Origin of the sequence: Cellulomonas gelida (genome assembly GCF_006538725.1) — a bacterium.
Taxonomy (GTDB): Bacteria; Actinomycetota; Actinomycetes; order Actinomycetales; family Cellulomonadaceae; genus Cellulomonas; species Cellulomonas gelida.
The window spans coordinates 32,228-53,259 of record NZ_BJLQ01000011.1 but is presented as its reverse complement, the minus strand read 5'-3'; the positions used below and the strand labels follow the sequence as shown (position 1 = coordinate 53,259).

Sequence of the window (21,032 nt, the reverse complement as noted above, 5' to 3'; positions counted from 1 at the left end):
ACTACGGTGGCGGCATGGCCCGCTACCTCGACGTGCACCCGCACGACCCGCAGCCGCGTCTCGTCGCCCAGGCGGTCGCGGTGCTGCGGGACGGCGGCGTCATCGCGTACCCCACGGACTCGTGCTACGCGCTGGGTACGACGATGGGCTCGCACGACGGCGCGGACCGCATCCGCCGCCTGCGCCACCTGGACGACAAGCACCACTTCACGCTCGTGTGCGCCGACTTCGCCCAGCTCGGTCAGCTCGTGCACCTCGACAACGCGGCGTTCCGCGCGATCAAGGCCGCGACCCCGGGCCCGTACACGTTCATCCTGCAGGCGACCCCCGAGGTGCCGCGCCGCCTCGCGCACGCCAAGAAGCGCTCGGTCGGGGTGCGCATCCCCGACCACCCCGTCGCGGCCGCGATCGTGCGCGAGCTCGGCGAACCCCTCCTGTCGTCGTCCCTGCTCATGCCGGGCCACGACTGGCCGCTGACCGAGGGTTGGCAGATCCGCGAGGAGCTCGACCACGAGCTCGACGCGGTCGTCGACGCGGGCGACTGCGGGACGACGCCGACCACGGTGGTCGACTGGACCTCGGGCGCGCCCGAGGTGGTCCGCGTGGGTGCGGGAGACCCCGACCGGTTCCAGTGAGCGGCCCGCGTCACCGGTCCGACGAGCCCGCCCCGCCCCCGGGTGCGCGGGGCCCGGCTGCGCGCGGTCCTGGTGCGCCGACGACGATCCCGCCCGGCGACCCCGACGCCGCGCACTCACCGGCACTGGCCTCGCTCGACGCCGACGTCGTGGAGTGCCGGCGCTGCCCGCGGCTCGTCGCGTGGCGCGAGCAGGTGGGGCGGGAGCGCCGCGCCGCGTTCCGCGACGAGACCTACTGGGCGCGTCCGGTCCCGGGCTTCGGTGACGCGGCCGCGCGCATCCTCGTCGTCGGGCTCGCGCCCGCCGCGCACGGCGCCAACCGGACCGGCCGCATGTTCACCGGCGACCGCTCGGGCGACTTCCTGTTCGCCGCGATGCACCGCGTCGGGCTCGCGAACCAGCCCACGTCCGTCTCCGCCGACGACGGGCTGCGCCTGACCGGCATCCGCGCGACCGCGCCCGTGCGGTGCGCGCCGCCCGCGAACAAGCCCACGCCCGACGAGCGCCGCGCGTGCGCGCCGTTCCTCGCACGCGAGCTCGAGATCGTCGACCCGCGCGTCGCCGTGGTGCTCGGCGCGTTCGGCTGGGCCGCGCTGCTCGACACCTTGCGCGACCTGGGATGGGCCGTGCCGCGGCCCGCACCCCGGTTCGGGCACGGCGCCGAGGTCGTGGTGCACCGCGGGCCACGCACGCTCACCCTGCTCGGGTGCTTCCACGTGAGCCAGCAGAACACCTTCACCGGCCGCCTCACGCCGGACATGCTCGACGACGTGCTGCGCCGCGCGCAGGACCTCGCGCGCGACTGACACCGGGGGCCGCGGGCGTCGGCGGGTGTCGGCGGGCGCGGATGCCGGGGGCGGGTGCGGGCGGTGCGGGTGTCGGTGGCCTGGTGCAGGGTGGCCGCATGGAGATCTCCTTCGTCGCAGGCTTCGGCCCGATCACGCGCGACGCCGACGCCGCCCGCACGTTCTGGTCCGAGGGCGGGCTGGGCATCCCGCTCGAGGAGCCCGCGCCCGGGTACCTGACCAACGACACGCTCCAGGGCGTCAAGGCCTTCGCGCTGTGGCCGCTCGCGCAGGCGGCCGAGTCGACGTTCGGCACGCCGCAGTGGCCCGAGTCGCACCCCGTCCCGCAGGCGTGGCTCGAGCTCGACGTGGCCACGCACGAGGCAGTGGCCGAGGCCGCCGCCGAGCTCGTCGGGCTCGGGCACCGGCTCCTGCGCGAGGCCCACCTCGAGCCGTGGGGCCAGACCACCGCGCGCCTGCAGAGCCCCGAGGGCCTGCTCGTCGGGATCTCCCACACCCCGTGGATGCACGTCGACGGCGCCGAGGACGCCGCGGCGGAGGAGTACACGGGCCACGCCTGACGCCGGGCCGCCGGTGCCGGGGCGGATGCCGGCCCGTCGGAGACGGGCGCTCGACCACGGCTCCGTGCGGGTCCGGCGGGTGCGGTGCCCGCCCTCGTCGGACGGGCACCGCACCGCTCGTCAGTGCTCGCGCAGGACCTCGGCGACGAACGCGGCCGAGCGCGTGCGCAGACCCTCGATGCGGTTCGCGACCATCTGCGCCCGCACCTCCTCGATCGCCGAGCCTGCCTCGGTCCGCGTCGGAGGACGGCGCACGTTGGCCGAGCACAGGAAGTGCGTGCAGATGAGCGTGCCGATGGTGTTGCCGCGGCGGCCGGACGCGCCCGCTCGTCGTGCGACGTAGAGGCTCACGTCGTCGGTCACGACGACGTCCTCGCACCACGCGCACACCGCGCGGCGTCGGATGCGCTCCTTGGCGTCGGTCGAGCGGAGCAGCACGCCCGTGGGCGTGCCGTCCACGGGGACGACCGCGTACGCCACGAGCGGCGCCTTGCGGTCACGCCACCCGAGGTAGTCGAGGCGCTCCCAGTCGAGCGTGTCGAGCACGGGGAGCACCGCCTGCGCGGCCTCGCGTCGGCTCGCGTTCACGAAGGACGCGCGGATCTGCTTGTCGGTCAGGGGTTCCATGAGTCGTGGTTCTCCGGGGTTCGAGGTCTCCGCCGGGCGCGCGTGGACGGCGACGGTCGTCCGTCGTCGATCGTGCGGCGCGCGTGGGCTGGTCGCGACGGCGCGGCCCGCGGGCCTGGCCGGTGCGTCCCGCCCGTCGGCGGAGGAGGGCGGTGAAGTGGTCGATCGCGTCGTCGGACCGGTCCTCGCGCTCGTGGCGCACCGGATCAGGTGCGGCCCCGCCCGGCGGGCGGTGCGCGGGACGTCGCTCACCCGTCCGGGACGTGCCCGGTCATGCCTCGCGCAGCGGCGGGGCGGTGTGTCCGGGGGGCGGTGTGTGCGGTGGACTCAGACGCGGCGCGCGGCGCGGCCTGAGCAGGCCGCAACGGCCACCCCACAACCTGCGATGCGATGCATCCGCGCTCTCCTCGTCCGTCTCTGATCCGTGCACCCCGGTGCCCGGTCGCGCTCTGCCGCGCCCGGCTGCCTCGAGCAGCCACCGTCCATTGTGCCTCAGCCTCCCGCCTTCGCCCTCGGGACCGTCCGCGAGGTCGACGATCCCGCGCTCACGCCGCGCGCGCCGCGGCTGCGTGGACGGCACCTGTGGGCTCCCCTGCCGAGGGCGGGAATCGACGACGCGGCGCGGTCGTTCCCCTGTGCATGACGTTGACTGGCGAGTACGTCCCGAGCACGTCGGCCCAGACCCGCAACCAGGTCGAGCTGTACGAGGCCAGCGGGGGAACCCAGGGCACCACCATGCGGGGCCGGCCCGTCGTGATCCTCACGACCGTCGGGGCCTCGTCGGGCAAGCTGCGCAAGACCGCGCTGATGCGGGTCGAGCACGAGGGCCGGTACGCGATCGTCGCCTCGCTGGGCGGTGCTCCGCAGCACCCGTCCTGGTACCACAACGTCGTCGCGCACCCGCTCGTCGACCTCCAGGACGGCCCGACGGTGCGCAGCTACGTAGCCCACGAGGCCACCGGAGCGGAGCGCGACGAGTGGTGGGCGCGCGCGGTCGCGACCTGGCCGGACTACGACGAGTACGTCACGCGCACCACCCGCACGATCCCGCTCTTCGTCCTCACCCCCACCCCCTGACCCCCGACCCAGCGCCTGCTCAGGCATCTCGACCTCATACCCGGAGCAGCCACTGGCTCACCGCCACGAGACGACGCGACGCAGCGGTTGCTCAGGCATTCAGCCGGGGAGGCCGGAGCGAAGGCTGGGTGGTGGTCTCGGGCGCCGCGTGCGGTCTGCCCAGGAGCGGTCAGCCGAGGAGGGTCAGCCCAGGAGGAGGTGCCAGCCGCCGACGCCGATGACGCCCGCGACGAGCGGTGCGGCGACCGGCACCCAGCCGTACCGCCAGTCCGAGCTCCCCTTGTGCTTGAGCGGCAGCAGGGCGTGCACGATGCGCGGCCCGAGGTCACGCGCGGGGTTGAGCGCCGGACCGGTCGGCCCGCCGAGGCCCGCGACCAGGCCCCAGACCAAGAACCCGAGCGCCAGGTGCGCGGTGCCGGGCTCGTTCGCGGTCAGCGGCGAGTGCGTGATGGCCAGCGCGCACGAGAACAGGACCACCGAGCCCAGCAGCTCGTTCGCGAACCCGTTGAGGCGTGACTTGGCTGCGTTGACCGTCGAGAACGTGGCCAAGATGTCGTCAGGGTCCTCGGTGCGGTCGTAGTAGGGCTTGTGGGTCGCGACGATCGCGAGCTGGCCGGCCATCGCGCCCAGCAGTTGCGCGACGATGTACGGCGCCACCTCCGCCCACGGGAACAGCCCCCAGGTCGCGAGCCCGAGCGTGAATGCCGGGTTGATGTGGTTGCCGCTGATCCCGCCGAACATCAGCGCGGGGATCATCACACCGAAGCCGTAGCCCATCGCGATGAGCGACCACCCGCCGCGGTAGCCCTTCGACCCCTTGAGGTGCACGTTCGCCACGGTGCCGTTGCCCAGGATGATCAGGATCGCGGTCCCGATGAACTCGCAGGCCAGGCGCGTGGTGAGGTCGAACGACGGATCCATGCGCCAACTCTGACAGCGGTGGTTGCCCCTCCGGCGTAGCCACGCCCGCGACACCCCGGCTCACCGCCCGCCCGCCCTGCCCGTCTCATCGGCCGGACACTGACCCGACCCCAGCCCTCGTCCCCGCCCCCCTCGTCCCCACCCACCGACCCCCACACCCCCACACCCCACCGACCCGACGACCCTGATACCGACCACCCACCCCGACCACGCCCCCCGGCACTCGCTGCTCCGGCCCGCCGCCCGCCAACCGCGAGCAACCACTGGCTCACGCACAAGCCCCGAGACGAACCAGCGGTCGCTCCGGGCTCAAGGAGCCAAGACCTGAGCAACCACTGGGTCGCGCAGGGCATCGAACGCGACCCAGCACCTGCTCCGGGCTCGCGGACTCAGAGCCTGAGCAACCGCTGGGTCGAGCACGAGACCCGCACGAACCAGCACCTGCTCAGGCCTCAAGGACTCAGAGCCTGAGCAGTCGCTGGGTCGAGGTCGGGGTGGGCACGGGGTGGAGGGGCGCCATGAGGGGCGGGAGGTGGGGACTGGTCGTGACGTGGGGCGGGGGGTGGGGACTGGTCGTGACGTGGGGCGGAGGGTGGGGACTGGTCGTGGGGCGGGTGGTGCGGGTCGGTGGGGGCGTGGGGTGAGCCGGTGGTGGGTGGGGTGGGTCGTGGTGGTCGTCGTCGGGGTGGCGGTGGGGCTCGGCGGGCCCGTGGTGCTGCGCGAGCGGGCCAGCGCGCGGTACCCCGTCACGGCCGCGGACCTCGCGGCGGGGCGGTCGGCGCTGGCTGCGCTCGCGGGGCCAGATCAGCGCCCGGCCGCGGCGGACGGATCGGCGGTGCCGGACGGGTCGAGGGTGGCGGACGGTTCGTCGTACGAGCGCGAGCAGTTCGGGACGGCGTGGGCGGACGTCGATCGCAACGGGTGCGACACGCGCAACGACGTGCTGCGCCGCGACCTGACGGCCACCACGATCGACGCCGACGGCTGCACGGTGCTGACCGGCGTCCTCGCCGACCCGTACACGGGGCGCCGCATCGTGTTCGCGCGGGGCAAGGGCTCGGCGCTGGTGCAGATCGACCACGTGGTCGCGCTCGCCGCGGCGTGGTCGTCGGGAGCGGCGTCGTGGGACCGGCGCACACGCGAGGCGTTCGCGAACGACCCCGCCAACCTGCTCGCCGTCGACGGGCCAGCGAACCAGGACAAGGGCGCGTACGACGCCGCCGCCTGGCTCCCGCCCGATCCCGGCTTCGCGTGCGTCTACGCGCTCCGCCAGATCCGCGTGAAGGCGGCGTACGGCCTGTCGGTCGCCGACGACGAGCGCGCGGCCCTCGACGACGCGCTGGACACCTGCGTCACCGCCTGACCGTGGGCGCGCCAGCGTCGGCTCCGATGCCGGTCCTGACGCCTCGGGCGTGTGCTGTCGGCGCAGGCCCCGGTTCCGGGCGTCAGGTGCCGGGCAGGCTGGTGCCGGTTCGGACGCTCAGGGAGCGGCTCCCGGGACCGCGACGTCCGTGCCCGACGCAGTGACGCGCACGCCGTCGCTCTGCACGACGGCGTCGGTGAGCACCAGCCCGTCCGGGAGGTCCTCGACGGGGATCTCGAGGTCGTGCAGTCGCGACGCGAGGTCGCTCGGCAGCGCCGCGGCCTCGACCCGCACGCCACCGACGCTCACCGTCGCGACGTCGACGAGCAGTCGACCATCCTCGACACGCGGCGTCAGCTCGCCCGCCAGGTCGAGCCCGAGCACCTGCCCGCTCAGACGCAGCGCGTCCCCGGCGACCTCGACGGTGAGCTCGAGCGACGTGCGCTCGACCACCGCGCCCTGCAGCGACGCCGTCGGGATCGTGGCGTGCACGACGACCTCGTCCGCCCGGTACGGCGTGCTCGTCGAGACCCCGTCCGCGCCGATCACCAGGTCCGTCATCGCGATGCCACCGAGCGTCGCGCCGTCGACCGTCGCGTCGAGCCGGTCGAGCTCGCCGCGCGCGAGCTGCGGCAGGAACGGGAACCCGCCGACGTCGACCGCGGGCACCCCGACGACCTCGTCGACGTTCTCGACGATCGCGTCGGACACCGTCTCGCGGGTGCGCTGCGCCGCGACCACGTCGGCGACGACGAACCCGAGCGTCACGAGGACGAGCAGCGTGAGGCCCACCACGAGCCCGGTCCGTCGTCGATGCGTCGTCATCCGGACACGGTAGGAGAGCCGCGGCGCTGCCGCGCGTCCGGACGACGACACGCGGTTCGTGGCCCACCCCCTCGCGGGCCGGGCGACGGCGTGGCGTTCGCCCAGGTCATCGCCGCGCCGAGCGGCGCCGAGTGGCCACCGAGCGGTGCTCGACGCCGCGCCAGATCCGGGCACAAACATGTGGCGCGCGTCACGCCCCGCGCCTAGCCTGGTGTCGAGGTCGCGACGAGGGACGCCCGATGACGTGGGTTCTGCTGCTGGTACTCAGCTCTCTGCTCCCGGCGCTCCTCTTCGGGGCGGTGTGGTCGCTGTTCCCCGGCGAGGAGGAGACGCCGCGGTGGCGTGCGGCCCTCGCACGGCGGTTCGAGCGCTGGGCGCACGCGCTGCGCCACGAGCCACCCGTCACGACGAACCCGTTCGACGCCCTGTGGGTCCAGGACCGGCTGACGAAGGTCGCCGACCACGTCCGGCAGCTCGAGAGCGACACCCGCGGGTATGCGCGCGCCGAGCGGATCATCGCCTCGCAGCTCGCCTACGACCAGCTCCTCGCGAAGGCCTGCGGGCTCGCCGGCGTGCAGGTGGTGCCGAGCCCGCTGGGCGACCCCGCCGAGAGGTTCCGCGAGGAGGTCGAGCTCGCCTCCCGCGGCTGGTCGTGGTGAGCGCGCGGCCAGACCCGGGCAGGGACGCCGGTCCTGAGCAGGGCTGAGCTCCGGCCCGGCGTCAGCCCGCGCGGACCGTGAGCGTGCTCGGTCCGGCCGGTGTGCGCCGGACCTCGATGCGGTCCGCGATGGTCTGCTTCAGCGCGTCGACGTGCGACACGACCCCGACCACGCGGCCACCGGCGCGCAACCGGTCCAGCTCGGCGAGCACCTGGTCGAGCGTGTGCGGGTCGAGCGACCCGAACCCCTCGTCGACGAACAGCGTGCCCAGGTCGATCCCGCCGGCCTCGGCGGTCACGACGTCGGCCAGCCCGAGCGCCAGGCACAGCGAGACGTAGAACGTCTCCCCGCCCGAGAGCGTGCGCGGGTCCCGCGGCTGCTCGGTGTGGTGGTCCAGCACCCGCATCGCCAGGCCGGTGCGTCGCGAGCTCACGTCCTCCTTGCGGTCGCTGCGCACGAGCTCGTACCGGCCGTCGGACATCCCGACGAGCCGTGCGTTGGCCGCCGCGACGACGTCCTCGAAGCGCCGGACCAGCACGTACGTCGAGAGCGACAGCCCGTGGTCGTTGTCCGTCCCCGTGCCGCTCGCCAGGCCGGCCATGCGCAGGACCGGCGCCGCGTCCCCGAGCCCGCGCAGATGGAGCTCGACCGACTGCCGCACGGCCCGTGCCGCCTCCTGCGCGGCCTGCGCACGTGACGCGCAGACGCCCGCCCGCGCGGCCGCTGTGCGCGCGTGCTCGGCCGCCTCACGCTCGACCTCGAGCGCGCGGGGCAGGTCCGGGCCGGCCTGCCCGTCCTGCGCGTCGCGTCCGACGAGCAGCGGGTCGTCCTCGAGCTCGCGCAGGCCGGTCCGGACGCGGTCGAGCGCCGCGTCGTGCTCGCGCAGGGCGCGCTCGAGCGCGGCGGCCTCGCCGTCGGGCAGGTCAGCCGCGCGTGCGGCGGCCGCATCGGCGAAGTCGTGCTCGGCGAGCGCGGCGGCGAGCTCGGACGCGGCCCGGCTCAGCTCGCGGTGCGCGGCCAGGAGGTCGTCGAGCGCGGCGCGCAGACCCGCGGCGACCGCGGCGCGCTCGACGAGCTCCGCGTGCCGGGCGGCGACGGTCGGGTGTCCCGCTCGCGCGAGTGCGACCTCCGCCTCGGCCTCGCTGACCTTGGCGGTGCACGCGTCGACGACCATGACGGCCTTCTCGCGCGCGGCCTGGGCGAGCGCCCGATCCCGGCGGCGTTCTTCGGTCGCGGTGGCGTGCGCGTCGATCTCGGCCGTCAGGCGCGTCACGTCCGCGAGCGCCGAGCGGGCGGCCGCGAGGCGCGCCTCGGCCTCGGTCAGCTGGCGTGCCGCGTCCTGCGCGGAGACGCCGCCCGTCGCGTCGCGCGCCGTCGCGACCTGCGACTCGACCCCCGCGAGCGCCTCACGGGCGCCGGTCAGCGCCGCCTCGGCCCGCTGCCGCGCCGCTTCCGCGCGGGCCACCTCGTCGGCGGTCACGTGGTCCGCGCCGAGCGCGGCCGGGGCGGGGTGCTCGACGCTGCCGCAGACCGGGCAGCCGTCGCCCGCGCGCAGCCCGGCGGCGAGCTCACCGGCGAGACCGGCGATCCGGGCGGTGCGCGCGGCGGCCTCGCGCTCGACGGCGACCAGGGCGTCGCGCGTGGCCCGCTCGGCCTTCGTCGCGGCCTCGTCGCGACGCTCCAGCAGCCCCGCGAGACGCAGGTGCGCCTCGACGCGGTGCCGCGCGGACTGCAACGCCACCGCGAGGTCCGCCTCGCCCGCCGACGCGGTCCGCGCCAGCTCGAGCGACGACCCCAGCACTGCGGCTTCGGCAGGCCGCGCCGCGAGCCACTCGTCGTGAGCGGCGAGCTCGGTGTCGTGGTTCTCGACCGCGCCACGAGCGGTCGTCAGCGCGAGCCGAAGGCCCTGCAGCGACTCCTCGACCTGCACCGCGTGCTCGAGCGCCGCTGCCTCCCGCACGGCGTCCTCGTACGCCGAGACGAGCCCCGCCCGCGCGCCCGGCTCGGCGCCGACCCGCCCGGCGGCGTCAGGACCGGTTGCCGTGAGTCCGGCGCTCGGAGGCACGCCGTCGCCCGGCACCACGTCCCCGACGAGCTCGGCCAGGTCGGGCGGTGCCACGTCACGCGCCGCGGCGAGGCCCTTCGCCGCCGCGTCGACGGCCACGGTCGCCTCCTCGGCAGCGCGCAGCAGCGGTCGCACGGTCCGGGCGGCGCGGGCGCGGACCAGCCGGAGCCCGCGCTCGGCCTGCACCCCGGCGGCCGCCTCGAGAGCGGTGTGCTCGCGACCGAGCCGATCCCGCGTCTCGAGCAGCCGCACGGTGCGCCGCGCGAGCTCGGCCGCGGAGCCGGCCGCGGTGTGCTCGGCGGTGGCCGCGTCAGCCTCGGCGCGGGCCCGCGCCGCCTCGTCGGCGAGCAGTCCCAGCGGCCCCGCCAGCGCGGCGTCGAGCGCGCGAGTGTCGGAGCGTCCGACGAGCGCTGCGGACACGGCCTCGTGCACGGGGGCGAGCGCGGTCTCGTCGAGCCCGGCCGCACCCGCGAGGTGCGCGACCTTCTCCTCGACGACCCGACGGGTCCCCTCGGTCGCGCGGTCCGCCTCGCGGCGCATCTCGACGAGCCGCACCTGCATCCGCTGGTAGACCTGCGTGCCGAAGATCTTCTGCAGCAGCGCGGGCCGCTCCTTCTCGGGGTCCGCGCGCAGGAAGCGCGCGAACTCGCCCTGCGGCAGCACGATCGTCTGGACGAACTGCTCACGGTCCAGCCCGACGACGCGCTGGATCTCCGCGCCCGCCTCGTCGAGCCGCGTCGAGAGCATCTCGCCCGTCGGCTCGTCGTCCGTCGAGGCCGGTGCGTCCGCGGCGAGCCGCCACAGCCGCACCGACGCCTGCTGCCGCACCGTCCCGGTGCCGCGCTTCTTCGCGCGGTCGAACGCGGGCGTCCGGCGCACGCGGAACCGCCCGGCGCCGACCTCGAAGGTCAGGTCGACGAACGACTCCGTCTCGTCGTCGGCGTAGGCCGAGCGCACGCGGTCACCGCTGGACTCGGCCGAGGCGACCTTGCCGTAGAGCGCGAACACCACGGCGTCGATCACGGTGGACTTGCCCGCGCCGGTCGGGCCCTCGAGCAGGAACAGGCCCGAGGCGCCGAGCTCGGCGAAGTCGATCGTGTGACGCCCCGCGAACGGCCCGACGGCCTGGAGCGTCATCGAGACGAGCTGCATCAGGCGCTCCGCTCGGCGGCCGCGGCGTGCTCGTGCGCGGCGCGGAGCACCGCGAGCTCGTCGTCGTCCGGGCGTGCGCCCGTGACGTGGGAGACGAAGTCGCACGCGACCTCGACCGGGTCGGCGGCGGCGGTCACCGCGCGCAGCGCGGGTGCGCCGACCGCTGCGGGAGGCCGGTGCTGCACGACGAGCGCGTGCGGCAGGCGCGCCCGCACGCGCGCGTACAGGTCCTGCGGCCGGCGCTCGTCGGTCACCACGACGCGCACCCAGTCGTCCACGTGCGGCGCGCCCGCCGCGCCCAGGACGTCCTCGAGCGTGCCCGTGACGTCGGCCAGCCGGCGCGGCACGGGAGCGGCGACGAGCTCGGTGCGCACCTGCTCGCCCGACAGGTCGACGAGCACGCTGGACTTGGTGTGGTGCCGCTCGGAGAACGAGTACGCCAACGGCGAGCCGCTGTACCGCATCGTCGTGCCGGCCGGTCCGCTGACCACCTGCGGCCCGTGCAGGTGCCCCAGCGCCGCGTAGTCGACGCCGCCGAGCACGTGCGACGGCACGTGGTCCACGCCGCCCACCCGGATGTCCCGCTCCGACTCGCTCGCCACTCCCCCGACGACGAAGGCGTGCGCGACGACCACCGAGCGCGTCCGCGGCCCGCCCGCGCGCGCGGCGAGGTCGGCGCGCACGCGCGCCATCGCGGCGGCGGTCACCGCCTCGTGCGAGCGGGCCAGCACGGGCGCGCCGGGCTCGGCGAGCTGCGAGCGCACGGTGTCCGGGTCGAGGTACGGCAGGCCGTACACGAGGAGCGTGCCGCCCTCGTCGTCGGTGACCTCGACCGGCCGGTCCAGGCCCGCGACGCGCGTGCGCAGCTGCACGCGCTCGCGCATGAGCGCGGCACCGAAGCCCAGCCGCGTCGCCGAGTCGTGGTTGCCCGACGTCAGGACGACCGTCGTCAGCTCGGCGAGCCGCGCGAGCGTCTCCGAGAGCAGCGTGACCGCCTCGACCGGCGGGATCGCACGGTCGTAGACGTCCCCCGCGACGACGACCGCGTCGACCTGCTCGGTGCGCACGACGTCGACCACGTGGTCCAGGTACGCCGCCTGGTGGTCGAGCAGGTCGACCCCGTGCAGCGACCGGCCCAGGTGCCAGTCCGACGTGTGCAGCATCCGCATGAGCCGGACGGTATCCGCCACGTCCGACACCGCTGCGGTGGACAGGCCGCGAGCGTCCGATCGGCACCGCCTGCACCGATTCTTCACACGACATCATCCCCTGGGGGGACCCCACGCGGCCTGCCGAGACGCCAGGGTTGCTCTCAGTACGACGGGAGACCAGGCCGACCCGGCCCGGCGTCGTACCTGATGACAGGGGGTTTCTCATCATGCAAGCCCGAACTCGCGCGTCCGCCCTCGCGGCGCTCGTCGTCACGGTGGCCCTGACGGCCTCGTCGATGACCGCCGCCACCGCGGCCGGCCCCGCTGCCGCGCCCGCCGCGACGCCCGCCCTGACGCCCGCCGACCGCACGAGCGCCGCGGAGGCGGCCCGCGTCGACTCCGTCACCGCTGACATCGACTGGTTCGACTGCACCAACGTGGTCGGCCCCGGCGTCGACTGCGGGACGGTCGACCTCCCGCTGGACTACGACGACCCGACCGGTGAGCAGACCAGCGTCGCCGTGCTGCGCTCGCGCGCCACGCAGCCGACCAAGAAGCTCGGCACGCTCTTCGTGAACCCCGGCGGCCCGGGCGGCTCGGCCGTCTCGCTCGCCGCCAACGCGGCGTACTTCCTCCCGGCGGACATCGTCAAGCGGTTCGACGTCGTCGGCATCGACCCGCGCGGCACGAACTTCAGCTCGAACGTCTCCTGCTGGCGCAACCTCGGCGCGCAGACCGACGCGCTCCTGCCGATCCTCGAGAACGCCTACCCGGCGACCGTCGCGACGCGGATCGACTACATCAACGCCGCCAAGAAGTTCGGCACGGCCTGCTCGACCACGGGCCAGCCGCTGTCCGCGTCGATGTCGACCGCGAACGTCGCGCGCGACATGGACGTGCTGCGCCGCACCCTCGGCGACTCGAAGCTGTCGTTCCTGGGCTTCTCCTACGGCACCTACCTCGGCAACGTGTACGCGAACCTCTACCCGGACCGCGTCCGCGCGATCGTCATCGACGGCGTCGTGGACCCGGCCGGCTGGCAGGGTCGCGCCGCGACCGCCAACATCCCGCAGACGCAGCGCATCGCCTCCGGTGACGGCGCATGGAAGGCGTTCCGCGAGATCCTGCGGCGCTGCGGCGTGAAGGGCCCCAAGTACTGCATGCTCGCGCAGCGCAGCTCGAACCCGACCGCGCTGTTCGACTCCTTCGCGAAGAAGGTCAAGGCCAAGCCGATCGACCTGGGCGACGGCTTCATCATCGACTACCCGTTCGTCATGTCGCTGCTCCTGAGCGACCTGTACTCGTCCGACGGCTGGGCGTGGGTCGACATGGACCTCGACATGCTGATCACGCTGCAGCAGCAGCCCCAGACGAGCGCCGAGCGCAAGGCGTGGAACGCCGCGAAGAAGCAGCTCACCAAGCGCATGAAGGACTTCACGGACCTCAAGGACGCCGACGAGCGCGAGATCGCCAGGCTCGCGAAGGCACCCGGCTTCGGGTACCCGTACGACAACTCGCCCGAGGCCTTCCAGTCCGTCCTGTGCACCGACGGCCTCAACCCGGCGAACGCGTCGGCATGGACCAAGGCGGGCCAGGAGGCGGAGAAGACCGGCGGTGGCTTCGGTCAGCTGTGGACCTGGGCCTCGGCGCCGTGCGCGTCGTCCACGTGGACGGCCAAGGACGAGGACTCCTACCGCGGCAGCTTCTCGGCCGCCACGTCCGCCCCGATCCTCGTGATCGGCAACAAGTGGGACCCCGCGACCAACTACCGCGGTGCGTACAAGGCCGCCAAGCTCCTGAAGAACTCCTCGTTCATCTCGAGCAACAGCTGGGGCCACACCGCGTTCGGCTCGTCGAAGTGCGTCGACACGACGCTGACGAACTACCTGCTCACGGGCAAGGCCGCGCTCGGCACCAAGACCTGCACGGGTGCTCAGCCGTTCGCGTGGAAGCTCGACTCCGGTGAGTCGGCCTCGCTCGCGCTGACGCACGCCAAGGGTCGCGCGCCCGTCACGCCGCCGGTCCCGGGCACCGCCCCGCACCTCTGAGCGACCTGGGCCTCGTGAGGTCCTGATCGATCCCGACGGGGGTCGCGACGTCCGCGTCGCGGCCCCCGTCCTCGTCCCCCCGGGACACGATCCGCGGGACACGATCCGCAGGACGCGATCCGCAGGACGCGATCCGCAGGACGAGCGGCCGGGCGCGCAGGCGGGCGTCGCTCAGGCAGGCGCCGCGTCCTGCGTGACGTCCGCGAAGGTCGCCCCCAGCGCGCGCGCCAGGTCGTCGCCGTCCACGGTCGCGGCCACGCCGTGCGCACCCGCGCCGATCGACACCCGCCGCCCCCGCACGCGCTCGTCGGCGACCACCGGCCAGGCCGTGAGCGACCCGAACGGCGTGATCGTGCCGCGCTCGTACCCGGTGACCTCCAGCGCGGTCCCGGCGTCGGGCAGCGACAGCCGCGAGACGCCGAGCAGCGCGCGCAGCTTGGGCCACGAGATCGCGCGGTCACCCGTGACGAGGACGAACAGGTAGTCGTCGTCGCCGCGCCGCACGACGAGCGACTTCACGACGTCCCCCGGCTCGACGCCCCGCACCGCCGCGGCCTCCGCGAGCGAGCGCACCGGCCCGTGCCGCGTGATCTCGAACCCGATCCCTGACGCCTCGAGCGCCGCGAGCGCTCGGCGCTCTCCGTCCTGCCCAGTCATGCCCCCACCTCATCACACGGGGACCGCTCGCACCCGGCTCAGCGGAATCCAGGGGCGGACCTCCGGGCAGACCTGGGAGGATGGGAGGTCGTGACCACCGACCAGCCCCAGCACCCGGACCGCGCGGACCGTCCCCGCCGCGCCTCCGGTCGCTCGGGTGAGCAGTCGGGAGACCGGCCCGCAGGGCAGCGCCGGGGCCGCCCCGGCAAGCGACGCCAGGGCCAGCAGGGCCGGACGACGACCGAACAGACGCAGGGTGGACAGACGACGAACCCGCGGGGCGGGGGCGCGGCACGACGAGCGCGGGCCGCGCAGGCACGTGCGGCGGCGGTCCTGCCCCCGCTCACCTACCCGCCCGAGCTCCCGGTCAGCGCGCGCCGCGAGGACATCGCCGCGGCGATCCGCGACCACCAGGTCGTCGTCGTCGCGGGCGAGACCGGCTCGGGCAAGACGACGCAGATCCCCAAGATCGTGCTGGGCCTGGGCCGCGGCCGCGAGGGCCAGATCGGCCACACCCAGCCTCGGCGCATCGCGGCCCGCAGCGTCGCGGAGCGCATCGCGCAGGAGATCGGCACGCCGCTCGGCGAGCTCGTCGGGTACCAGGTGCGGTTCACGGACACGTCCAGCGAGCACACGCTCGTCAAGGTCATGACGGACGGCATCCTGCTCGCGGCGATCCAGCGCGACCCGCTGCTGCTGGCGTACGACACGCTGATCATCGACGAGGCGCACGAGCGCTCGCTCAACATCGACTTCCTGCTCGGCTACCTCACGCGCCTGCTGCCGCGCCGCCCGGACCTCAAGGTCGTCATCACCTCGGCGACGATCGACTCGGCCCGGTTCGCGCGGCACTTCGCGGGACCGGCGACGCCCGAGCACCCCGACGGCGTCCCCGCCCCGGTGGTCGAGGTCACGGGGCGCACGTACCCGGTCGAGCTGCGGTACCGGCCGTTGTCGCCGGACGCGCTCGGCGTCGACGACGAGGACGAGCTCACGGATTCCGACGAGCGTCCGGGTCGCGGGGGGCGCTCGTCGTCCCGTCCGACGAAGGGCGGTGCGCGATCGTCGGCCGCGAGCTCGTCGTCCCGTGCGCCGGCACGTCAGGCGGTCCGGGAGCGCGACCTCATGACGGGCATCACCGAGGCCGTCGACGAGCTCAGCGCGGAGGGCCCCGGCGACATCCTGGTGTTCCTGTCCGGCGAGCGTGAGATCCGCGACGCGGCCGACGCGCTGCGCGCCTCTCTCGGCACGCGCGTCACCGACCCGCGGCACCCGCAGGCGGTCGAGCTGCTGCCGCTGTACTCGCGGCTGTCGGCGGCCGAGCAGCACCGCGTGTTCTCGTCGCACCAGGGCCGCCGCGTGGTGCTCGCGACGAACGTCGCGGAGACGTCGCTGACCGTGCCGGGCATCCGGTACGTGGTGGACCCGGGCACGGCGCGCATCAGCCGCTGGTCGAAGGCGACCAAGGTGCAGCGGCTGCCGATCGAGCCGATCAGCCAGGCGTCGGCGAACCAGCGGTCGGGCCGGTGCGGTCGTGTGGCCGACGGCATCGCGATCCGGCTGTACTCGCAGGAGGACTTCGAGCGCCGCGACCGGTTCACCGAGCCGGAGATCCTGCGCACGTCGCTCGCGTCCGTGATCCTGCAGATGATCGCGGTGGGCGTCGCGGCGACCCCCGAGGACGTCGTGGACTTCCCGTTCGTCGACCCGCCGGACGTGCGCGCGGTGCGCGACGGCGTGCAGCTGCTGACCGAGCTCGGCGCGATCGAGACGGGCGCGGGCGGGACGCGGCTCACCGAGACGGGTCGCGCGCTCGCGCAGCTGCCCGTGGACCCGCGGCTCGCGCGCATGGTCGTCGAGGCGGCGCGGCGCGGGGTGCTGCGCGAGGTCGTCGTCGTCGCGGCCGCGCTGTCCATCCAGGACCCGCGCGAACGCCCGTCCGAGGAGCGCGAGAAGGCCGACGCGCTGCACGCACGGTTCGCCGACCCGACCTCCGACCTGCTGTCCTACCTCAACCTGTGGACGTACCTGCGCGAGCAGCAGTGCGAGCTGTCCGGCAACGCGTTCCGCCGCCTGTGCCGCAGCGAGCACCTCAACTACCTGCGCGTCCGCGAGTGGCAGGACGTGGTGACCCAGCTCAAGGACCTGGCCAAGCACCTGCCCGGGGCGGACCGCGCGCGCGGCCGCGGCGAGCTCGGCACAGCGACGCCGGTTCGGCAGTCCGGACTGCCGAGCTCGGACCGGACTGCCGATCTCGTCGGGTCGTCGGCCACAGCGGGCTCACCTGGCGGGACCGGGGACGCGGCCGACGAGCAGGCGGGTGGCGGGCCGCGGCGCGGCGAGCTGCGCCAGGAGTGGGACGCCGACGCGATCCACCGCTCGGTGCTCGCAGGGCTGCTGTCGCACGTGGGCATGCAGGAGGCCACCGAGGTCGCCGCGCCCGCTCGTCGTGGCGACCGACGCACCCCGGGCAAGCCCGACCGCCGGGGCCGCAACGAGTACCTCGGGGCGCGCGGCGCGCGGTTCGCGATCTTCCCCGGCTCGGGGCTCGCGAAGAAGCCACCCGCCTGGGTGATGTCCGCCGAGCTCGTCGAGACGTCCCGGCTGTGGGCGCGCGACGTCGCGCGCATCGACCCGGCGTGGGCCGAGGAGCTCGGCGCTCACCTCGTCAAGCGCTCGTACTCAGACCCGGCGTGGTCCACCAAGCAGGGCGCCGCGATGTGCACCGAGCGCGTCCTGCTGTACGGCCTGCCCGTCGTCGCGGGGCGGCGCGTGCTGTACGCGAAGGTCGACCCGGAGGCGGCGCGCGAGCTGTTCGTGCGGCACGCGCTCGTGCAGGGTGAGTGGACCACGCACCACGAGTTCTTCCACGAGAACCGGCGCCTGCTCGCCGAGGCCACCGAGCTCGCGGCGCGCGCCCGCCGCGCGGACCTGCTGGCCGACGAGGACGCGCTGTTCGACTTCTACGACGAGCGCGTGCCGGCCGACGTCGTCTCGGCGCGGCATTTCGACCAGTGGTGGAAGACCGCGCGGCGCCGCGACCCCGACCTGCTCACGTACTCGCGCGAGCTGCTCGTCTCGTCCGACGCGGACGCGATCGACGAGTCGTCGTTCCCGTCGCGCTGGCCGCAGGGCGACCTGTCGCTTCCGCTGACCTACCAGTTCGAGCCCGGCACCGAGGCCGACGGGGTCACCGTCCACATCCCGCTCGCGCAGCTGCCGCGGCTCACGCCCGACGGGTTCGGCTGGATGGTGCCCGGGCTGCTCGACGAGCTCGTCGTCGCGACGATCCGCGCGCTGCCCAAGCCCGTGCGCGTGCAGCTGGTCCCGGCACCCGACGTGGGCCGCGCGGTGAGCGCGTGGCTGCGCGAGCACACCGCGTCGTGGGCCGACACGGTCCGCGCCGGCGACGCCGCTCCGTCGTTCCACCAGGCGTTCGCCTCGGCCGTGCGCGCCGTGCGGGACGTGGACGTCCCCGCCGACGCCTTCGACGACGAGCGGCTGCCCGCGCACCTGCGCGTGACGTTCCGGGTGGTCGGCGACCGCGGCGGGGTGGTCGACGAGGGCAAGGACCTCGCCGCGCTGCAGCACCGGCTCGCGGGGCGTGCGCAGGACGCGGTCGACACGGCGGTGCGGTCCGCGCTGCGGCAGGCGATGCGCGAGGCGGGTCTGGTGGCCGACGACGCGGGCCGTCCTGCGCCGCGCGGGCGTGGGCGGGACGACGAACGGCGTCGGCCGGGCGGCGGGGGCGGCGCGGTGCCGGGCAGCTCGTCGGACCGCGCGGGTGCGTCCGCGGGCGCCGGGGGATCGTCGGGAGCCTCGTCGGCTGCGGGCTTGTCGTCTGCGGGTCCGTCTGCTGCCGGCTCGTCGGCGGGGGGCCCGTCGGGGACGGGCTCGTCGGCCGCGGGGTCGCTCGTGGAGGGTGTCACGCGGAGCGGGCTCACGACGTGGCCCGACGACCTCACGCTCCCCGAGGTGGTCGAGGTGCGCTCGGGCGCGACGCTCGTGCGCGCGTTCCCCTCGCTGGTCGAGGAGCGCGCGGGCGGACCGGCGACGGTCTCGGTGCGCACGCTCGCCGACGAGTCCGCGCGCCCGGCCGCCGCACGCGCCGGGCTGCGACGCCTGCTGCTGCTCGACATCGGGCTCGCCCCGGCGCGCGTCACGTCGCGCTGGAGCGGCGCGCAGGCGCTCGCGCTGGCCGCCAACCCCTACCCCAGCCGCGAGGCGCTGGTCGAGGACGTGCAGCTCGCGGCGATCGACGCGCTCGTCGCCGAGCACCTCGGCGCCGGGACGCCGCGCCGCGCCCCGCAGGATGTCCGCGACGCCGCGCAGTACGCCGAGCTGCGCACGTGGCTGCGCGACCGGCTCGAGGACCGGGTGCACGCGCTCGTCGGCACGCTCGTCGACGTGCTCACGGCCTGGCGCGAGCTCGAGGTCGACCTCAAGGGCACGACGAGCCTGGCGCTGCTGGCCACCGCCTCGGACGTCCGGGCGCAGGCCGGCGGCCTGGTGCACGCGGGCTTCGTCGTCGAGACGGGTGCCGACCGCCTGGTGCACCTGCCGCGCTACCTGCGCGCGGCCCGGTACCGACTGACGAAGGCCGCGGAGAACCCCGCGCGCGACGCGGACCTGGCGTGGCAGGTGCGTGACCTCGAGGACGCGCTGGCCGCGGCGCCCGGTGCTGACCCGGCACGCCGGGCCGAGGTCCGGTGGCAGATCGAGGAGCTCCGCGTGAGCCTGTTCGCGCAGCAGCTCGGCACGCCGACGCCGGTCTCTCCGCAGCGCGTCCGCAAGCTGCTCACCGCGCTGTCCTGACGCTCCGCCGAGCCACCGCAGCCCCGCCTCGATCACTAGAAGCCCCACGACCCAGCGCCTACTCGCGCATCCCACCGCCAAAGCCGGAGCACACGCTGGGTCGCGGATTGGGAAGACGACGACCCAGCGGTTACTCGCGCATTCCACCGCCGGAGCCGGAGCACACGCTGGGTCGCGGACCGGAAGACGACGACCCAGCGGCCACTCGCGCATTCCACCGTCAAAGCCGGAGCAGACACTGGGTCGAGCCGGGTCGGGTCGAGCCGAGGCGGGTCGCGTCGGGGCCGGTCGAGTCGGGGCGGGGGCGGGGGTGCGGCGGGGGTGACCGCTCGTCGTCCACAGGTTGTGTCGAAGAGGCCACGCGTGTCGGTGCCACGGGCCAGACTCGCCCCATGGCTGCATCCCCACCTGACGCGCTCACACCTGACGCGCTCACACCTGATGCCCGCACGCCCGATGCCCGCACGCCCGATGTCCTGAGCGCACTGCCGGCGCCCGCGAGCGCACCCGAGCCACCTCGGGTCAGCGGGCGGTGCTTCGGGGACGGGGACCCGCTCTACGAGCGCTACCACGACGAGGAGTGGGGCGTCCCCGTGCACGGCGAGGCGGCGCTGTTCGAGCGGATCGCCCTCGAGGGGTTCCAGTCCGGGCTCGCGTGGATCACGGTGCTGCGCAAGCGTGAGTCGTTCCGGGCGGCGTTCGCGGGGTTCGATCCGGAGGTCGTCGCGGGGTACGACGAGCACGACGTCGAACGGCTGCTGGGGGACGCGGGCATCGTGCGGAACCGGCAGAAGATCGAGGCCACGATCGCCAACGCCCGCGCGCTGCTGGACCTGCACGCGTCCGGTCGAACCCTCGACGCGATCTTCTGGTCGTTCGCGCCGGACCGTTCGCAGCACGTGCGGCCCGCGTCGTGGGCGGACGTCCCGGCGGCCACGCCCGAGTCGCGCGCGCTCGCCCGCGAGCTCAAGTCGGCAGGGTTCCGGTTCATCGGGCCGACAACCGCCTACGCGGCGATGCAGGCGTGCGGACTCGTCGACGACCACCTCGTGACCTGCCCTTCCGCACCCCACTGACCCGGTTGCCCCGGGCGCGGCCGCCGGTCCCGGGACACGTGTCCGTCGCGGCGGCGTGTGCTCCGCTCGGGTGATCGCTGCGCCGGGACTTCGCCTGATCGAGGACCGCGGCTACAGTTCCGCGCATGACCGAGATGCCCGACCCCGAGATGCGGCTCGAAGCCGTTCTCGGTGCGCGGGAGGCCATGGCCGGTGCCCAGGCACCGGACGCCGACGTGCTCGAGGCCGTCGAGGCGGGCCTGCTGTCGGTGGCCGGCGGCGCCCTGAACTGGGGCGAGATCCCCCACCAGCGCCCGCGCCCGCTCGGCTGACCTCCGCGCCCCGGGCCGCACCAGCAAGGGACGCGATCGCCCCCTCGCGTTCCACGACGGCCGACGCAGTCGTGGACTGTCCGCCCTGCGACCCGCCGGTCTCACAAAGTGAGAACTCGTGGTCAGCATGTGGGCTCCCGGCCTACGATCACGACAACCATCCAGAGCGGCCGAGAGACCTGGCTCGTTGACGCCGCAGCAACCCCCCTCCGCGACGAGGGTGTGGGTGCTTCCGCCAGGACCGATGGAGTCGACATGTCGCAGACCTCGTGTCTGAACGGTCC

16 protein-coding genes and 1 riboswitch are annotated in these 21,032 nt (G+C 74.7%); of the genes, 10 read left to right on the top strand and 6 right to left on the bottom strand.

What is annotated here, in order from left to right; translation table 11 throughout:
- The first annotated feature begins 14 nt into the window (after positions 1 to 14).
- From CGE01nite_RS07040 to CGE01nite_RS07030, 3 genes are all read left to right on the top strand, one after another.
- Positions 15 to 635: an L-threonylcarbamoyladenylate synthase gene (locus CGE01nite_RS07040; RefSeq protein ID WP_048343326.1), complete on the top strand. Its 621-nt coding sequence runs from the start codon at positions 15 to 17 to the stop codon at positions 633 to 635.
- Complete coding sequence (locus CGE01nite_RS07035) at positions 632 to 1,441, top strand: uracil-DNA glycosylase (RefSeq protein WP_371857575.1); 810 nt, start codon at positions 632 to 634, stop codon at positions 1,439 to 1,441. Before CGE01nite_RS07040 ends, CGE01nite_RS07035 begins: the two co-directional genes overlap by 4 nt.
- A 98-nt stretch (positions 1,442 to 1,539) precedes the next feature.
- Positions 1,540 to 2,001: a VOC family protein gene (locus CGE01nite_RS07030; RefSeq protein ID WP_141369869.1), complete on the top strand. Its 462-nt coding sequence runs from the start codon at positions 1,540 to 1,542 to the stop codon at positions 1,999 to 2,001.
- A 120-nt stretch (positions 2,002 to 2,121) separates the two neighbouring features.
- On the opposite strand, the gene CGE01nite_RS07025 is transcribed toward CGE01nite_RS07030, so the two are convergent.
- Positions 2,122 to 2,628 (bottom strand): FBP domain-containing protein, encoded by a 507-nt coding sequence (locus CGE01nite_RS07025; protein WP_048343328.1) that lies wholly within the window; start codon positions 2,626 to 2,628, stop codon positions 2,122 to 2,124.
- A gap of 639 nt (positions 2,629 to 3,267) precedes the next feature.
- Here CGE01nite_RS07025 and CGE01nite_RS07020 point away from each other — a divergent pair.
- Complete coding sequence (locus CGE01nite_RS07020) at positions 3,268 to 3,705, top strand: nitroreductase family deazaflavin-dependent oxidoreductase (protein ID WP_141369867.1); 438 nt, start codon at positions 3,268 to 3,270, stop codon at positions 3,703 to 3,705.
- A gap of 183 nt (positions 3,706 to 3,888) precedes the next feature.
- Here CGE01nite_RS07020 and CGE01nite_RS07015 read toward each other — a convergent pair whose 3' ends face one another.
- Complete coding sequence (locus tag CGE01nite_RS07015) at positions 3,889 to 4,626, bottom strand: MIP/aquaporin family protein (RefSeq protein WP_048343330.1); 738 nt, start codon at positions 4,624 to 4,626, stop codon at positions 3,889 to 3,891.
- Between the two features lie 640 nt (positions 4,627 to 5,266).
- Between CGE01nite_RS07015 and CGE01nite_RS07010 the strand changes: the two genes are divergently transcribed.
- Positions 5,267 to 5,989, top strand: a complete 723-nt coding sequence (locus CGE01nite_RS07010) for an HNH endonuclease family protein (protein WP_141369865.1) — start codon at positions 5,267 to 5,269, stop codon at positions 5,987 to 5,989.
- A gap of 117 nt (positions 5,990 to 6,106) precedes the next feature.
- Here the strand turns inward: CGE01nite_RS07010 and CGE01nite_RS07005 are convergent, their stop codons facing one another.
- Positions 6,107 to 6,814, bottom strand: a complete 708-nt coding sequence (locus CGE01nite_RS07005; protein ID WP_141369863.1) for an LmeA family phospholipid-binding protein — start codon at positions 6,812 to 6,814, stop codon at positions 6,107 to 6,109.
- Positions 6,815 to 7,053: 239 nt separating this feature from the next.
- On the opposite strand from CGE01nite_RS07005, the gene CGE01nite_RS07000 reads away from it, so the two are divergent.
- Positions 7,054 to 7,473 (top strand): hypothetical protein, encoded by a 420-nt coding sequence (locus CGE01nite_RS07000; RefSeq protein ID WP_048343331.1) that lies wholly within the window; start codon positions 7,054 to 7,056, stop codon positions 7,471 to 7,473.
- Between the two features lie 61 nt (positions 7,474 to 7,534).
- On the opposite strand, the gene CGE01nite_RS06995 is transcribed toward CGE01nite_RS07000, so the two are convergent.
- Both CGE01nite_RS06995 and CGE01nite_RS06990 read right to left on the bottom strand, forming a co-directional pair.
- Positions 7,535 to 10,690 carry an AAA family ATPase gene (locus tag CGE01nite_RS06995; RefSeq protein WP_141369861.1) on the bottom strand — a complete coding sequence of 1,052 codons (3,156 nt, stop codon included), beginning with the start codon at positions 10,688 to 10,690 and terminating at the stop codon, positions 7,535 to 7,537.
- On the bottom strand, positions 10,690 to 11,859 hold the full coding sequence (locus CGE01nite_RS06990) for an exonuclease SbcCD subunit D (protein WP_141369859.1): 1,170 nt from the start codon (positions 11,857 to 11,859) through the stop codon (positions 10,690 to 10,692). The genes CGE01nite_RS06995 and CGE01nite_RS06990 overlap by 1 nt, the downstream gene beginning before the upstream one ends.
- 209 nt (positions 11,860 to 12,068) lie before the next feature.
- Here CGE01nite_RS06990 and CGE01nite_RS06985 point away from each other — a divergent pair, with 209 nt between their 5' ends.
- Positions 12,069 to 13,889 (top strand): alpha/beta hydrolase, encoded by a 1,821-nt coding sequence (locus CGE01nite_RS06985; protein ID WP_048344413.1) that lies wholly within the window; start codon positions 12,069 to 12,071, stop codon positions 13,887 to 13,889.
- A 171-nt stretch (positions 13,890 to 14,060) separates the two neighbouring features.
- On the opposite strand, the gene CGE01nite_RS06980 is transcribed toward CGE01nite_RS06985, so the two are convergent.
- Positions 14,061 to 14,546, bottom strand: coding sequence for an aminoacyl-tRNA deacylase (locus tag CGE01nite_RS06980; protein ID WP_141369857.1), 486 nt, complete (start codon positions 14,544 to 14,546; stop codon positions 14,061 to 14,063).
- A 90-nt stretch (positions 14,547 to 14,636) separates the two neighbouring features.
- On the opposite strand from CGE01nite_RS06980, the gene CGE01nite_RS06975 reads away from it, so the two are divergent.
- From CGE01nite_RS06975 to CGE01nite_RS06965, 3 genes are all read left to right on the top strand, one after another.
- Positions 14,637 to 19,361, top strand: coding sequence for a DUF3418 domain-containing protein (locus CGE01nite_RS06975; RefSeq protein WP_141369855.1), 4,725 nt, complete (start codon positions 14,637 to 14,639; stop codon positions 19,359 to 19,361).
- Positions 19,362 to 19,753: 392 nt separating this feature from the next.
- The gene (locus tag CGE01nite_RS06970; protein WP_141369853.1) at positions 19,754 to 20,437 is read left to right on the top strand and encodes a DNA-3-methyladenine glycosylase I; all 684 of its coding nucleotides are present in this window, start codon (positions 19,754 to 19,756) and stop codon (positions 20,435 to 20,437) included.
- Between the two features lie 125 nt (positions 20,438 to 20,562).
- The gene (locus CGE01nite_RS06965; protein ID WP_048344409.1) at positions 20,563 to 20,748 is read left to right on the top strand and encodes a hypothetical protein; all 186 of its coding nucleotides are present in this window, start codon (positions 20,563 to 20,565) and stop codon (positions 20,746 to 20,748) included.
- 154 nt (positions 20,749 to 20,902) lie between these two features.
- Positions 20,903 to 20,999, top strand: a riboswitch (SAM riboswitch).
- The last annotated feature ends 33 nt before the right edge of the window (positions 21,000 to 21,032 follow it).

Bases quoted from the DNA above. Each gene is read 5' to 3' on its own strand.
- CGE01nite_RS06995 (WP_141369861.1), bottom strand. From the start codon at position 10,690: ATGCAGCTCGTCTCGATGACGCTCCAGGCCGTCGGGCCGTTCGCGGGG.
- CGE01nite_RS07020 (WP_141369867.1), top strand. From the start codon at position 3,268: ATGACGTTGACTGGCGAGTACGTCCCGAGCACGTCGGCCCAGACCCGC.
- CGE01nite_RS07030 (WP_141369869.1), top strand. From the start codon at position 1,540: ATGGAGATCTCCTTCGTCGCAGGCTTCGGCCCGATCACGCGCGACGCC.
- CGE01nite_RS07040 (WP_048343326.1), top strand. From the start codon at position 15: ATGGCCCGCTACCTCGACGTGCACCCGCACGACCCGCAGCCGCGTCTC.
- CGE01nite_RS06980 (WP_141369857.1), bottom strand. From the start codon at position 14,546: ATGACTGGGCAGGACGGAGAGCGCCGAGCGCTCGCGGCGCTCGAGGCG.
- CGE01nite_RS06965 (WP_048344409.1), top strand. From the start codon at position 20,563: ATGACCGAGATGCCCGACCCCGAGATGCGGCTCGAAGCCGTTCTCGGT.
- CGE01nite_RS07015 (WP_048343330.1), bottom strand. From the start codon at position 4,626: ATGGATCCGTCGTTCGACCTCACCACGCGCCTGGCCTGCGAGTTCATC.
- CGE01nite_RS07000 (WP_048343331.1), top strand. From the start codon at position 7,054: ATGACGTGGGTTCTGCTGCTGGTACTCAGCTCTCTGCTCCCGGCGCTC.
- CGE01nite_RS06985 (WP_048344413.1), top strand. From the start codon at position 12,069: ATGCAAGCCCGAACTCGCGCGTCCGCCCTCGCGGCGCTCGTCGTCACG.
- CGE01nite_RS06990 (WP_141369859.1), bottom strand. From the start codon at position 11,859: ATGCGGATGCTGCACACGTCGGACTGGCACCTGGGCCGGTCGCTGCAC.
- CGE01nite_RS07025 (WP_048343328.1), bottom strand. From the start codon at position 2,628: ATGGAACCCCTGACCGACAAGCAGATCCGCGCGTCCTTCGTGAACGCG.
- CGE01nite_RS07005 (WP_141369863.1), bottom strand. From the start codon at position 6,814: ATGACGACGCATCGACGACGGACCGGGCTCGTGGTGGGCCTCACGCTG.
- CGE01nite_RS06970 (WP_141369853.1), top strand. From the start codon at position 19,754: ATGGCTGCATCCCCACCTGACGCGCTCACACCTGACGCGCTCACACCT.